The organism is Lactobacillus apis (assembly GCF_003150935.1).
GTDB lineage: Bacteria > Bacillota > Bacilli > Lactobacillales > Lactobacillaceae > Lactobacillus > Lactobacillus apis.
The window spans coordinates 1030985-1045824 of record NZ_CP029476.1 but is presented as its reverse complement, the minus strand read 5'-3'; the positions used below and the strand labels follow the sequence as shown (position 1 = coordinate 1045824).

Annotated in this window: 16 protein-coding genes and 1 other annotated feature; of the genes, 13 read left to right on the top strand and 3 right to left on the bottom strand. The window is 37.4% G+C overall.

The genetic code is table 11. The features are described 5' to 3' along the window. Positions 1-20: 20 nt before the first annotated feature. Positions 21-992, bottom strand: a complete 972-nt coding sequence (gene yidC / locus DKL56_RS05030; protein WP_109715638.1) for a membrane protein insertase YidC — start codon at positions 990-992, stop codon at positions 21-23. Positions 993-1028: 36 nt separating this feature from the next. Beyond that, positions 1029-1358: an acylphosphatase gene (locus DKL56_RS05025; RefSeq protein ID WP_109715637.1), complete on the bottom strand. Its 330-nt coding sequence runs from the start codon at positions 1356-1358 to the stop codon at positions 1029-1031. A 103-nt stretch (positions 1359-1461) separates the two neighbouring features. On the opposite strand from DKL56_RS05025, the gene DKL56_RS05020 reads away from it, so the two are divergent. The 5 genes from DKL56_RS05020 (at position 1462) to greA (ending at position 6969) form a co-directional block, all read left to right on the top strand. Further along, positions 1462-2229 (top strand): TrmH family RNA methyltransferase, encoded by a 768-nt coding sequence (locus DKL56_RS05020; RefSeq protein ID WP_109715636.1) that lies wholly within the window; start codon positions 1462-1464, stop codon positions 2227-2229. Positions 2230-2305: 76 nt separating this feature from the next. After that, positions 2306-2656, top strand: a complete 351-nt coding sequence (locus DKL56_RS05015) for a winged helix-turn-helix transcriptional regulator (protein ID WP_109715635.1) — start codon at positions 2306-2308, stop codon at positions 2654-2656. Between the two features lie 48 nt (positions 2657-2704). After that, positions 2705-2910 (top strand) — a binding site (T-box leader). Positions 2911-2948: 38 nt separating this feature from the next. Further along, positions 2949-3998, top strand: coding sequence for a phenylalanine--tRNA ligase subunit alpha (gene pheS / locus DKL56_RS05010; protein ID WP_046307238.1), 1050 nt, complete (start codon positions 2949-2951; stop codon positions 3996-3998). Continuing rightward, positions 3998-6415 carry a phenylalanine--tRNA ligase subunit beta gene (gene pheT / locus DKL56_RS05005; RefSeq protein WP_109715634.1) on the top strand — a complete coding sequence of 806 codons (2418 nt, stop codon included), beginning with the start codon at positions 3998-4000 and terminating at the stop codon, positions 6413-6415. Before pheS ends, pheT begins: the two co-directional genes overlap by 1 nt. A gap of 77 nt (positions 6416-6492) precedes the next feature. Then, positions 6493-6969: a transcription elongation factor GreA gene (gene greA, locus DKL56_RS05000; RefSeq protein ID WP_109715633.1), complete on the top strand. Its 477-nt coding sequence runs from the start codon at positions 6493-6495 to the stop codon at positions 6967-6969. 53 nt (positions 6970-7022) lie between these two features. Here the strand turns inward: greA and DKL56_RS04995 are convergent, their stop codons facing one another. Next, positions 7023-7937, bottom strand: coding sequence for an N-acetylglucosamine kinase (locus DKL56_RS04995; RefSeq protein WP_109715632.1), 915 nt, complete (start codon positions 7935-7937; stop codon positions 7023-7025). A 302-nt stretch (positions 7938-8239) separates the two neighbouring features. Here DKL56_RS04995 and DKL56_RS04990 point away from each other — a divergent pair, with 302 nt between their 5' ends. The 8 genes from DKL56_RS04990 to DKL56_RS04955 all read left to right on the top strand — a co-directional run bounded on the left by DKL56_RS04990 (position 8240) and on the right by DKL56_RS04955 (position 14747). Further along, positions 8240-10267 (top strand): peptidoglycan D,D-transpeptidase FtsI family protein, encoded by a 2028-nt coding sequence (locus tag DKL56_RS04990; RefSeq protein WP_420812402.1) that lies wholly within the window; start codon positions 8240-8242, stop codon positions 10265-10267. An 84-nt stretch (positions 10268-10351) separates the two neighbouring features. After that, a complete protein-coding gene (rpmG, locus tag DKL56_RS04985) occupies positions 10352-10501 on the top strand; it encodes a 50S ribosomal protein L33 (RefSeq protein WP_046307229.1) in 150 nt (49 codons plus the stop codon). Between the two features lie 53 nt (positions 10502-10554). Then, complete coding sequence (locus DKL56_RS04980; protein ID WP_109715630.1) at positions 10555-11127, top strand: 5-formyltetrahydrofolate cyclo-ligase; 573 nt, start codon at positions 10555-10557, stop codon at positions 11125-11127. Between the two features lie 10 nt (positions 11128-11137). Beyond that, positions 11138-11818, top strand: a complete 681-nt coding sequence (locus tag DKL56_RS04975; protein WP_046307225.1) for a rhomboid family intramembrane serine protease — start codon at positions 11138-11140, stop codon at positions 11816-11818. Next, a complete protein-coding gene (locus tag DKL56_RS04970; protein WP_046307223.1) occupies positions 11818-12036 on the top strand; it encodes a YqgQ family protein in 219 nt (72 codons plus the stop codon). Before DKL56_RS04975 ends, DKL56_RS04970 begins: the two co-directional genes overlap by 1 nt. A gap of 59 nt (positions 12037-12095) precedes the next feature. Beyond that, on the top strand, positions 12096-12500 hold the full coding sequence (locus tag DKL56_RS04965) for a rhodanese-like domain-containing protein (RefSeq protein ID WP_074425086.1): 405 nt from the start codon (positions 12096-12098) through the stop codon (positions 12498-12500). Between the two features lie 83 nt (positions 12501-12583). Further along, positions 12584-13504, top strand: coding sequence for a tRNA (adenosine(37)-N6)-dimethylallyltransferase MiaA (miaA, locus tag DKL56_RS04960; RefSeq protein ID WP_109715629.1), 921 nt, complete (start codon positions 12584-12586; stop codon positions 13502-13504). Continuing rightward, complete coding sequence (locus DKL56_RS04955) at positions 13497-14747, top strand: methionine gamma-lyase family protein (RefSeq protein ID WP_109715628.1); 1251 nt, start codon at positions 13497-13499, stop codon at positions 14745-14747. Before miaA ends, DKL56_RS04955 begins: the two co-directional genes overlap by 8 nt. The last annotated feature ends 93 nt before the right edge of the window (positions 14748-14840 follow it).

Sequence of the window (14840 nt, the reverse complement as noted above, 5' to 3'; positions counted from 1 at the left end):
GTAAAAATCTTGAGAAATCTTTATTTATGATGCTTTTGTTGTTTACCTTTATTACGGTTGCGCAAGTTTTCGTGCAATTCCTTTTCTTTTTCAGAGACAGCTGAACCTGAAGTTTTTTGATTTAGTAATTCATCAATTTTCTCTTTCGTTACAATCGCCTTAATTGGTTCGTTCTTAAGGTGTTCATCAACGTCCTTCTTAACTTTTGGCATGATGATAAAAGTAACGATCAACTGTTGAATGACCGAGAAAAAGTTTCCGGCAGCCCAGTATAGAGCTACTGAACCAGAAACGGATAGAGAAATAAACAAAGTCATGATTGGGTTCATCAACATCATTGATTGCATTTGTTTCTTTTGCTCTTTAGGGACACCGATAATTGACAGGTACCCTTGGATGAAAGCAAACAGTGTTGCAATGATGGTAACCGAAATGGATCGTTCACTAAGTGAGATACCAAAGAAAAACGAGTTTGCCAGTGGTTTGGAATACATTACGGCTTGATAAATTCCAATCATGATTGGAAACTGAATAATCAAAGGTAAGCAGCCCATACCACCTGTTAAGGAAATGTTGTTTTGCGAATAAAGTTCTCTTTGCCAGCCTGCCAAAGTCATTTGTTGGTCTTGAGTTAAATCTTTACGCTTCATTGCGTCCTGGATTAACAGCATTTGAGGCTGAACTCGCGTCATTTTTTCCTGTTGTGTAGTTGATTTCTTTTGTTGGTTTAGCATTAAAGGTAGAAGAACTATTCTAACAACTAACGTCATTAAAATGATTGCCCAACCTGCGCCATTTGCTCCACCAATCATGTGCGAAAACGACAACATGATATTTTGAAGTGGTTTCCCAATAAAGCGATAAATATTGCCATAGAAAAAGCCTGTAGGGGGCTTAGTAGCAGCATTACCATTTTGGGCACATGCTGTAACAGTTAGCATGACCACAAAACAAAGAGCAATTAATCCAATATATTTACGAAATTTTTTCATTAAATTCACCAAGTTAGTTTTTTAAAAAGTCAATACTTAATATAATACATGAAAACCATGGAGTTTGGCTACATCTGTCAGTTTTTCTTTTTTAATTGTAGAAATACGTGCAGAAGGTGAAACATTACGAGGCAGTTCCTTGATAAATTGATTGACGCAATCAAGGTTAGTCTGTAAAGTAATGGTGACTGTGCTGTCGCTATTATTACATACGTTACCAACAATATTCATCTGCTTGGCAAGGTTCATAACACTCCAGCGAAAGCCAACACCTTGGACAATACCAGAGGCAGTCAACTGCCACGTTTCAACTGGTGAGTCAGTCGTTTTTTCACTATTGTGGTTGTGATGATTAAATAAACCCATAATGATTTTCCTTTCTAAAAGCATATCATCTTGATTTTACCATTTTCTTCATCGAATATTACAATTGTCAGGTACTAAATCTAAATAAAAAGAGGACAAATAAATGGAACAAATTACTTCGGTAAATAATCAACTTATTAAAAGTTTAGCTAAACTAAAGCAAAAAAAGTATCGTGAGCAAACCGGTACTTACATGATAGAAGGTTTTCACTTAATAGAAGAAGCACTTAAGGCAAAGCTAAGTTACGTTTACTTACTAGGAACAGAAGATGCTTTGGAACGCGCAGAAGAGGAATTAAATGTTGAATTAAGTGCCAAAAACGTTTTTTTGATAAATACAGCAATTACACGAAATTTAACTAGCACTAAAAATTCACAAAGTATTTTTATGGTTCTTAAGATGACTCAGCCGAAGAACTATTCATTTAACTTTGGTAAGTGGGTATTGCTTGATAATCTTTCTGATCCTGGTAACGTAGGGACAATTATCAGAACTGCCGACGCTGCCGGTTTTGATGGTGTTATTTTGTCACCTGAAAGTGTTGACCTATATAATCCTAAAACGCAGCGTGCAATGCAGGGTAGCCAGTTTCACCTTAATTTAATAGTTAAACCACTATCCGAAGTAATTAATGAATTGAAGTTAAATTCTATCCCTGTCTACGCCAGCTTATTAGACAAAAATGCGAAGCAATTACCAGAATTTGAGCATGTTGCTCAATTGGGCTTGGTAATTGGGAATGAAGCACACGGTGTAAGTGAAGAAGTTGCTAATATTTGTGATGAAAAGCTCTATATTCCGATTAAAGGGCAAGCAGAATCACTTAATGCTGCAGTTGCAGCTGGAATTATGATTTATTATTTTGCCTAGGTCTTGTACTTGTTTCTAGTAAGTGTTTTTTTTATAATAAATTCATGACATTGCTTTGCTGTAGGAGGAAAGTAGGATGGCTTCAAGTAGTAAAAACAAGGAAGGTACTGACTATATTGGCACAGACAACGAGATGTGCCAGCACTATATAAATGCATTTCAAATAATTGGTAAAAAGTGGAATGGCTTAATAATTAGTTCCCTCTGTGCCGGAAATTATATGCGTTTTAAAGACTTAACACGTTGTGTCAGAGCCTGTTCCGATCGTGTTTTGGTTGAACGTTTAAAAGAACTAGAAAAAGAAGGAATTGTTAAGCGATCAGTTGATAGTGATACTAAAATTATTTCTTATGGTTTAACGAGAAAGGGTGCAGATTTAAAGCCAGCTTTAGACAAAATACATGATTGGGCCGACAAGTGGGTCTAATTTTTAATAATTGCTTGCATGTTTTAACAAAAAGAATTATTCTAATAGTTAATTACATGGAGTAAGACTAGTAGCAGTAATCGTTTATTGCAGAGAGACTTTTTTATTAGCTGAAAGAAAAGTCTAAATAGAGCTGTGAATTTCATCTTACTAGTAGGATTTAATCAATTCCGGTATTCACCGTTATCGAAGACTTGAGTGTAGACTCTCTGTGAGTCTAAACCAGGGTGGTACCGCGAAGCTTCGTCCCTTGATATGAGGGATGAAGCTTTTTTGTTTGAAAGGAAAAATTATGGATTTGTTTGAGAAGCTGCAAGAACTTCGCGACCAAGGATTATCAGAAATTGATAAGGCAAAAACCGAAGAAAAGCTAAACGATGTACGCGTTAAGTTAGTAGGTCGTAAAAGTGAATTAACCGAAATTTTGCATTCAATGAAAGATGTTGAACCTGAAAAAAGACGTGAGATTGGTCAAAAGGTCAACAAAGTGCGTGATCTGTTTAATCAAAAATTAGATGATGCCAAAAATGAAATTGTTGAAAAATTGGTTAAGGAACAACTGGAAAAGGAAGCAATTGACGTGACGCTTCCTGGACGTGAGGAGCATCTTGGCACTAAGCACCCAATCAATATTATTTTGGATGACTTAGAAAAATACTTTATTGGTATGGGTTTCAAAGTAGCACAGGGTCCTGAAATTGAAACTGATCACTACTGTTTTGAAATGATGAATTTGCCAAAGGATCATCCAGCACGTGATATGCAGGAAACTTTTTATATTGATTCAGAGGATTTGCTTCGTTCGCAAACTTCAGGTGATCAAGCCCGTGAATTAGAGAAGCACGACTTTTCAAAAGGTCCACTAAAGATGGTCGGGCCTGGTAAGGTATATCGTCGTGATGATGATGATGCAACGCACTCACACCAATTTATGCAAATGGAAGGCTTAGTAGTCGATAAAAATATTACAATGGGCGACTTAAAAGGTACATTGGAGTTAATGGCTAAGCATGTTTTTGGTCAAGACCGCGAGACACGCCTTCGTCCTAGTTACTTCCCATTTACTGAGCCATCAGTTGAAATGGATGTTTCTTGCTTCAACTGCAATGGTAAAGGCTGCTCAATTTGTAAATATACCGGTTGGATTGAAGTTTTAGGTGCCGGAATGGTTCACCCTAATGTTCTGGAAAATGCTGGAGTTGATTCTAACGTCTATGGTGGTTTCGCCTTCGGTGTAGGATTAGACCGCTTTGCTATTCTTAAATATGGCATTGATGATATCCGTGACTTCTATACTAATGATGTTCGTTTCTTAGAACAATTCAGCAAGGAGGAAAGATAATGTTAGTTTCATATCAATGGTTACAAGATTTTCTTAAATTAGACCAAGAGCCACATCAATTAGGTGAAAAAATCACCCGTACTGGGGTTGAAATTGCTGAAGTAAAGCATCCTGAAGAAGGACTTAAGAAAATCGTTATCGGTCACATTATCGATTGTGAGCCAATCGAAGGCACTCACTTGAACCTAACTCATGTTGATGTTGGTGAAGAAGAACCTCATCAAATCGTCTGTGGTGCTCCAAATGTTGCTGCAGGTGAGGATGTTGTTGTTGCACTGCCAGGTGCGCGTATTGCGGATAACGTTAAAATTAAAAAGGGTAAGTTGCGTGGCTATGAATCCAATGGCATGATTTGTGGCTTACAAGAGATTGGTTTTGCTGATAATCTCGTTCCAGAAAAATACGCTGATGGTATTTTTGTCTTCCCTCAAGATGCTGATGTAAAACCTGGTCAGGATGCTTACGAACCTTTAGGAATGGATGACTATATTTTTGATTTTGATATCACACCTAACAGGGCAGATACATTATCAATGGAAGGTGCTGCTTATGAAGTGGGTGCAATCGTTGATGAACCAGTTAAAATTGAAAATGTCACTTTAAAGGCAGACGGTGAATCTTGGACTGATAATTTCACTGCCGAAGTTGACCCTAAGCTCGCACCAAAATTTAATTTACGTAAAATCAGTGGTGTAAAGGTGGCCGATAGCCCTCTTTGGATGCAAAAGAGACTTTGGAATGCTGGTATTAGACCGATTAATAATGTCGTTGATGTGACAAACTACATCATGCTTTTAACTGGTCAACCAATGCACACTTATGACGCTCGTGCATTTGAAACTAACAAGTTAGTAGTAAGAAAAGCAAATCAAGGTGAAAAGTTAACTCTTCTAAATGACAAAGAGATTGACCTTGATGAAAATGATATCGTTATTACTAATGGTGAACGTGTTGTCATGATGGCCGGTGTTATGGGTGGCCTTAATTCAGAAATTGAGGATGACACAACCGATGTTATTTTGGAATCAGCAATTTTTGATCCAACTCTAATTCGCAAAGCAGCTTTACGTCATGCTAATAGAACTGAAGCTTCAAGTCGTTATGAAAAAGGTGTTAACTGGGATGCTACTGAGCGTGCGCTCGACATGGCAGCTTTACTTCTTCGTAACAATGCTTCTGGTACAATTGACGAAGGTGTGATTACTGCGACTGATGAAAAACGTCAACCTGATGTTATTCACACTACTGTTTCTTATTTAAATAAAGTGCTGGGAACAGAAATTTCGAATGATGAAGTAGGTCATATCTTCGATCGACTTAACTTTGAATACGAACTTGATGGTGATAATCTAACAGTCAATGTACCTGCAAGAAGATGGGACGTTTCTATTCCAGCAGATTTGGTTGAGGAAGTTGGTCGGCTTTATGGTTATGACAAGATTAAATCAACTCAACCAGTTTTAGCGGAAACACATGGGGGTTATTCTGAAACAGAGGAAGCAATTAGGAGAATTAAAGCAATTGTTCAAGGTCAAGGACTAATTGAGGCAATTTCATATTCACTGACTTCCCCTGAAAAGGCTGTTTCATACACTCACAATCCCAAAAAATTAGTTCAAGTACAAATGCCATTAAATTCAAGTCGTTCAACTTTACGTCAAAACTTAATGACTGGACTAGTTGATGCAGCAAGTTATAATATGGCACGTAAACAAAATCAGCTTGCACTTTTTGAACAGGGACGAGTATATGATTTTGAAAACGACACATATAATGAGCACGAGCATTTAGCAACGCTATATTCTGGGAATGTCTATTTTGATAACTGGCAACATGAAGAAGAACAAATCGACTTCTTCTATGTCAAAGGACAATTAACCAACTTGTTTAAAGCTATTGGTGTTAATTTAAGTAAAGTTGAGTATAAAGCAGAAGAAATCGAAGGAATGCATCCAACTAGAACAGCTGGTATTTATATCGATGGTCAATACGTTGGAATGATTGGAATGATTAGTCATGCTGTAACCAGAGCAAGCAAGGCATTAAATGGCAGTGAGATTTACGGCTATGAAATCGATCTTGATACTTTAGTTCCAATGATTATTAGTCCTAAGACTGTTTCTAAAAATGCACCTAAGTTTCCTGCAATTGAGCGTGACCTATCAATCTTGGTTGAAGAAAGTGTCTCTAATCAAGCTATTGAAAATGTCATCAACGATAATGGTGGCAAGTTCTTAGTTAATTTACGTGTTATTGATGTATATCAAGGTGCTCATATTGATGAAAATAAGAAGAGTCTGGCTTACCGTCTTACTTTCCTTAATGAACAAGACACCTTGACTGACGAAGTAGTTAACAAAGCGATGGCTTCGATTGATGCAGAACTGAAGGAACAACTTGGTGTTGAAATTCGGTAAAGGTTGACTTTGGAAGTAGAAATCAATATCATAAACCAGTGCAAATAGAATTTTAACTTTAAGGAGTAGAAAATTTCATGCCTGAGAAATCATATCCAATGACTGCTGAAGGAAAAGAAAAACTTGAAGCAGAACTTAAGAATTTAAAATTAGTAAAACGTCCTGAAGTAATTGAACGAATCAAAGTTGCTCGTTCATACGGTGATTTATCTGAAAACTCTGAATATGATGCCGCTAAGGATGAACAAAGTCACTTAGAAGACCGAATCAATGTCGTTGAAGAAATGTTGAAATATGCACACGTTGTTGATGCGAATTCAAGTGACCCAGATGAAGTTGATGTCGGAAAGACTGTTACTTATACTGAAGTTGGTGAAGATGATCCAGAAACATATACTATTGTTGGTAGTGATGAATCTGATCCAATGAATGGTAAAATTTCTAACGATTCACCGATTGCTCAAGCAATTCTTGGTAAGAAAAAGGGTCAAACAGTGACCATTACAACACCAGGTGGTAAATTTGACGTTGTTATTAACAAAGTTGAAGAATAATTGTAATAAAAAACCAGTTACTTTTATGTAACTGGTTTTTTTGTGGAAAATTACTAGTGACTAGTAAAGTAACGATAGTCTTTACTCTTGTCAAAAACAACACCGCGGGCATTTTCACCATTAGAGATTGAAAATACGGCTTTTGGATAGTGCTCATGAACTTTAGCTTCCAAGTAATTCCGCATCATTTCATTGTTTGCAAGAACTGAACCTGTCAGTGCAATGCGCATTGGCTTTGGTTCCTCGTAGCGATCCATACCAATGATAATATCGCGGGCGAGTAGCTCAGCCTGTTCTTTAATTACTGCAGTTGCGTTTTCATCGCCGCTGTCAGCCAATTTTGCAACGCTAACAGCCATTGAAGCAACTTCTGGATTAGTCATTTGGTAGAACTTGGCAGTCCCATCAACAATGTTATCAGTCTTAAATAAGTCATTAAACATTGGAATAAGTTTGTTATCTTCGCGCTTATCCCAACTTAATAAGGCAGACTTAAGTGCAGTCAAGGCAATTGCATAACCAGAGCCTTCATCTCCCAAAGTGGCACCGTATCCGCCAGTAGTGATGATTCGCCCATTTTGCAAACCGTTAAATACTGAACCGGTCCCTGCAATAACCAAACCGCCGTCTTCGCCTTCAAGACCACTATAAAGTGCTAATAATGAGTCTGTAACTGCACGCGTTGGTAAGTTATTAACTTTAGCAGAAATTTCTGCAGCCACTTCGGAGGCATGTCCAATAACTGATAGGCCTGCCATACCACACAAAATGCGTTGGCAATCACCATCAATTTCATCAATTAGGTGGTTAATGGCACTAGTGATGTTCTTGATTGCAGTGTCGTAATCTGTATTGACTTGACCCGGGCCAGCTTCACTACGTTTAATTTCGTTACCGGTTAGATCATAAGCAATTGCGGTAGTATGTGTACCACCAGCATCGACACCAATTTGGTATTCAAGTGTCATAGTTTTATCTTCCTTCCATTAATTACTCTTTTCACTATCTATTCTATTACAAAAAGCTTAAATGCAGAAGATGTTTCAGTAAATAAAGAAGTAGATAATTGCTTTTTAAAAAGAGTGATTCAACAAATTTACTATCTTGCTGTTCTCTTTTTAAATTTTGTCAAAGCAACAAGCAAGTGATGGAATTACAACACTGCATTTGATAAAATAGCCTTAGTTTAGTGAGGTTGGATTACGTGAAATTTTTTAAAAAGGATCAAAAATCAAATAGAAATAAGACAGAATCGTCAACACCACTCAGAATGAAGTTAATTCTGGGCATTATTTTTGTGCTTTTTGCTACATTAATTGGTCAATTAGCTTATTTACAAATCGGTTATGGGTCACGATTTAAAGCAGAAGTACAAAAATCAAATTCAGCCGTTGTCTCTAGTCAGGTTCCGCGTGGTGTGATGTACGATAATAAGGGACGAGTTTTAGTTGGTAATACCGCCAAAAATGCGATTACTTATACTAAGAGCGTTTCAACGACTATTGATGATGTCTACTCAATTTCTAATAAGCTCAGCAATTATATTTTGATTAAGAACGAGAAGCCAACTGAACAACAAATCATTGATTACTATTTGGGTAATAAGGAGAATAGTAAGCGAGAAGCTGCTAGAGTTCCTAAATCTATCCGTGCTACTGAAGATGATGAAAAAATTAATAAAAGTATTCAACAACAGGTTCAAGCAAAGCATTTAAAACTATCTAAGCGGCAGGAAACAGCAGCGTTAATTTATAACAAAATTTCCGGTGCGTATACACTGTCAACCATTTACGTCAAAAACGATGGTTTAACCGATAAAGAAATTGCCGAAGTGGGTGAGCACTTATCCGAGTTGCCAGGAGTTGGAATTGGAACTGACTGGCAAAGATCATATCCTAACGGCTCTTCTATTCAAAGTATTATTGGCTCAGTATCAACCCAAAAGGCGGGTTTGCCCAGTGATAACTTGCAATACTATTTGACCAACGGTTATTCAAGAAATGATCGGGTTGGTACTTCATATTTAGAAGAAGAATATGAGCCACTGTTAAAAGGAACAAAATCAACCAGTAAAGTTTCAACGACAAGCTCCGGTAATATCGAGCAGACTAAATCAGTTTATTCTGGTCAAGCTGGAGCAAGTTTGGTTTTAACGATTGATGCACGCTATCAAAAAGAAGTACAGAAATCACTTGAACAGATTTATTCTTCCGCGATTGCATCTGGAGCTGCTCATTATTCAAACGGTGCCTATGCCGTTGCAATGAATCCTAAAACTGGTGCACTTCTGGCAGTTGCTGGAATTAGTCGAGATCCAAAGAAAAATAAAACAACTAATAATGCCTTAGGCGTCATCAATCAAGCCTTCGTTATGGGATCTGCCGTTAAGGGAGCAATGGTTAGTGGTGGCCTAATTAACAAGATTATTACGCCAACAGACAACGTGATGCCCGATGTTCCAGTTTATCTACCCGGAACACCGATTAAGAAATCAGTATATCCAGTGGGAACGTTTGGCTCATTGGATGCCTCAACAGCACTGGAAGTTTCTAGTAACATTTACATGATGCGTTTGGCAATGAAATGGGTTAACGCTAAGTATGTTCCTAAAGAATTTATTAGTATGCCTAATACTGCCTTTGATACAATCAGACATAATTTTAATATGTTTGGCTTGGGACAGAAAACTGGTGTTGATTTACCAGGTGAAATTTCAGGTATTCAAGGTAAGTCCTTTAATGAACACGGACAGATTTTATCAGGGTCAGTTCTAGACTTGTCTTATGGGAACTATGATGCATATACACCAATTCAAATGGTGCAATATGTTTCAACGATAGCTAATGGCGGCTATCGAATGCAACCATATATCGTCCAGTCAATTGGTCAAACTTCCAGAAATGGTAAAAAGGTTTATATTGATTATGACAAAAAACCTAATGTTCAACTAAAAATTCCATGGACGCCAAGTGAACTGGATGTAGTTCGGCAAGGATTTTGGCGTGTTGTACACGGTACTAACTCATGGGGTACTGCGCATAAGATAAAGAATGTTAAACCGTCAATTTCCGGTAAATCTGGAACAGCGCAAACCTTTTATTATGATCCAGATAACCCTAATCAAAAGAATCCACCAGAGTTAGTCAATGCAACGTTTGTAGGATATGCACCATCGGACAATGCAAAGATTGCGACTGCCGTTGTTTTCCCAGGTTTAGACCCTGATTTGGAAGGCTCTTACACACTGCAAATGACTAAAGCAATGGTTCAAGATTACTTTAAACTCTATAAAAAATAGAAAAAAGATAATAATTACTGGTAAAAGTGAAAGAGAAATGCTAAACTTATACAGTCAGAATAAAGAATTTAGGTGGTGAAAGAAATGGCAGATAACATCATTTTGGAATGCACCGAATGTGGCGATAGAAGTTACTTATCTAAGAAAAACAAGCGTAAGCATCCGGATCGTTTAAGTTTGAAGAAGTATTGTCCAGTTGAAAGACACACTACTCTTCATCGTGAAACTAAGTAATAAACCAATATGGCAGGAGCCTATGCTCCTGCTATTTTTTGTATAGGGAAGACATGGACAAAAAAGAATTTAGGCAACAACAAATAAAGATTTTAGGTGAATATGCGGACAGTGAGCAAAAGATAAATGAAGATCAAGCTTTGCTTGACAGCTTAATTAATACTGAGCTATTAAAAAATAGTCGTAGTATTGGAGTCACTTCTTCTCTATCCTATGAAGTAGATACTGCTAAGCTGATTGCTTATCTGTGGGATTTGGGCAAAGAAGTTTATCTTGCACGTGCGAATAACGATAAAGAACACACGCAAGATTTTGTTCTATATAACTATATGACAAGAGTTTCGCGCTCAAAATTTGGTGTAGAAGAAGTAAGTGATCCGCACGCTAAAATTAATAATGAACTCGATTTGTTGATTGTTCCTGGATTAGCTTTTGCCGAAGATTCCCATCAACGTTTAGGCTTTGGTGGAGGCTATTATGACCGTTTTTTGGCTAAACATACTGCCGCTAAGACTGTTGCCTTAGCGAATACAAAAATGATTTTTAGTTCTGCTCAGTGGGAAATTGAGGCAACAGATATTCCGATTGAAATGATTATTACGCCTACTTCAATTTTACAAAATTAACGAGGTTAAGATGGATCAACGACAATATTTAAAAAATTGCTACGTAACTGTTGGCATTTTGGTAGTACTACTACTTACCTTTATTGTAGAAACAGCTCTTGGTGGCTCAGAAAATACGGCTGTCCTGGTTAAAATGGGCGCCATGAACAATTATGCTGTAGTTGGTGGAAACCAATGGTGGCGGCTCTTTACAGCCCAATTCTTACACATTGGCATTATGCACTTGGTTTCAAATGCGGTAATGATTTATTATATCGGTTACTACATGGAACCACTTCTTGGTCACTGGCGCTTTTTATTGCTTTACCTGCTTTCAGGTGTAGGTGGTAATTTGTTAAGCTTGGCTATGGGAAGCGACAGTTCTCTTAGTGCCGGTGCTTCAACAGCATTGTTTGGCTTGTTTGGTGCAATGACTGCAGTGGCTTTAAAAAATCGTGCTAATCCAGTTATTTCGTATTTGGGCCGTCAGGCTTTCTGGCTAGCAGCCATTAATATTGGATTGGATTTATTTGCTCCTAACATCGATATTCAAGGTCATATTGGCGGTTTTGTTGCAGGAGTACTTGTGGCAATTATCTTAGGAGACCGCACGACACATCATTACTCGGTTAAAGAAAGAACTGTTGCTGCAGCTGTCATAATTGTTTATTGTGTCGCCACAGTCAGAATGGGTATGGTCATAAAACTATAATGAAAACACTATATGATGTACAACAGCTTCTTGAAAAATACGGCATATTTGTTCATGTTGGTAAGCGGATCTGGGATATTGAACTCATGGCGCTAGAACTCGATAATATTAATCATGCCCATCTAATTAGTCAGCACGATTACTTAGTGGCAAAACTAATTTTAAATCGAGAGCATGAATACGAAGAAAAGCATCAACAAGATAACCATAGCTCTTAAAGAAATTTAGGAGTATATTATTTTTATGAACATTTTTACTAGAGGAGAAATCGATTTTTATGTCAACTTTTATAATTATTGTAGATATAGTATTAATAGTTATCATTTTGGCTTTTGTCGCTGTTTGGCTGTGGAATAAAATTCAAACAAAACGATTAGGAAATGGTGACTTAACCAATGAAGAATTTAATCAAGGAATGAGAAAGGCACAAATTGTTGATTTACGTGAAAAGGAACCTTTCAAAAGAAAGCACATTGATGGTGCTCGTAATCTTCCATACACTATGATGAAATATCAATACTCAGAGTTAAGACCAGACTTACCTGTTTATTTGTATTCCGATTCTTTGTCGGTTACTCTTCGTGCCGCTAGATTTTTGCAAAAGAAGAACTTCTCTTCAATTAAATGGCTAAAAAACGGCTTTGATGAATGGGATGGCCGTACCAAATCATCTAAATATTAATCTAAAAACATGTTTGTACTCTTTTTCAAACGTGTTTTTTTAATATATAATTAAAATCGATATGCAAAAAAGGGAAGCGAAAGATGCAAAAAATATTAGCAATTGTTGGACCAACGGCTATTGGTAAGACAAGCACAGCGATTAATCTAGCTACTGAGCTCAATGCGGAAATTATCTCCGGCGATTCAATGCAAATTTATCGTGAAGTTAAGGTGGGCACAGCCAAGCCGACGAGCGAAGAACAAGCATTAATTAAGCACTATTTGGTCGATGTGCAGTCGGTTTATGAGCCCTATTCAGTTAAGGATTTTGTTGACCAAGCGCAGCAGGCAGTTTCAGAGATTGCACACAAAAACAAGTTGCCAATTTTGGTAGGGGGAACAGGTTTTTATGTTAATGCCCTATTAAACCGGATGCAACTTGGAGAAGTAAATGAACATACGCAAGCAGTAGACGATTATTGGCAAAGCTATTTAGATAAAAACGGTGAGGCTGCTTTGTGGCAAGAATTGGCTAAGCAAGATCAAGTGACTGCGTCTAAGATTCCAGTTACAAACTCAAGAAGGGTTTTACGTGCTCTGACAGTTATTAAGCGCACAGGGAAAAAGTTTTCAGAGCAACAAACACAAATTAAGCCGCGTTATGATTATCTGATTTTTGGCCTAAATTCTGATCGCCAAGAAATTTATCACAGAATTGATTTACGAGTTGATCAGATGATGGATGCGGGCTTACTTGATGAAGCTAGGTTTATTTATGACAATCGGCAAAAAGAGTACCAAGTATTGCAGGCAATCGGGTATAAGGAATTTTTTCCATATTTTGAAGGTAATAAAGAACTTGATGATTGTGTTAAAGATTTAAAGACAGCTTCACGTAGGTACGCTAAACGGCAGCTGACCTATTTTAGGCATCAATTACCAATTACGTGGGTCGACCCCCTTAATGATCAAGATTATTTAATAAAAATGAAACAGAAAGCAGAGGAATGGTTGAATGAATAATTGGCCAGAAGAATTACAACAGATTGTTAGTGAGATTGATAAGCAAATTGCTCCGCAGTTAGCAAAAATTGACGATAATATTTTGTATAATCAAAACAAAGTATTGCAAGCATTTAAGGATAAGGCCGTAGCAGAAGCCGACTTGATTGGTAGTACCGGTTATGGTTCAGATGATAGTGGCCGTGATAAGCTTGATCGTATTTATGCGCAAATTTTTCATACCGAGGATGCGCTGGTTCGTTCCCAGTTTGTTTCCGGAACGCATACTTTAGCTACTGCGATGGCAGGTAATTTACTTCCAGGGGATGAGTTAACTTATCTAACTGGAATGCCTTATGATACCTTGCAACAAGTTATTGGAATTGCAGGAGATGGTCGAGGGAGTCTAAAATCATACGGAGTAAAATTTTCTCATGTTGATTTGCTTGAGGATGGTAGCGTTGATTTTGACGGTGCACGTAGCTTGTTAGCTGAACATCAGCCAAAAATGGTGGTTATCCAGCGTTCACGTGGTTATGATACGCGTAAAAGTTTTACGATCGAAAAAATCAAGCCAATGATTGAAATGATCAGAGAAGTGAGCCCCGCCAGCATCATTTTTGTCGATAACTGCTATGGCGAATTTTCTGAAAAACATGAACCAACAGAATATGGCGCTGACATAATGGCTGGTTCTTTAATTAAAAATGCTGGTGGTGGTTTAGCTAAAGTCGGTGGCTATGTTGTTGGAAAGCATGAGTTAATTGAAAATACGGCTGCACGTTTAACAGCTGGTGGCATTGGACGTGAAGAGGGTGCAAGTCTAAATAATAATTTGGATTACTTTGAAGGTCTGTTTATTTCTCCGAGTGTAACGGGAAATGCGATTAAAGGTGCAATTTATTCTTCTGCTATTTTAGAACGAATGGGAGCAGAAGTTTCTCCAAAATGGAATGACGATCGAACTGATTTGATTCAGGCAGTAATTTTCCATGACAAAGATAAAATGATTCGCTTCGCTAAAGCACTACAGGAAAATTCACCAATTAACTCGTTTGTTGATCCTGTGCCAAGCAATGATACTGGCTATGAAGATAAGGTTATTATGGCTGATGGATCTTTTGTTGAAGGTGCAAGTATCGAGTTTTCTGGAGATGGACCAATTCGGCCGCCATACGCAATTTACATGCAAGGTGGTTTAACTTATGCTCATGTCAAAATTGCGATTACCAATGCAGTTAATGAATTATTCTTCAAAAATTAATTTTGGCCTGTCAATGGCTTTATATTAGTAAAGCTTTTGTAAAGATTAGCAAAAAAATGGTTAGACCACTTTGACAAGTATTTAATGTTTTGC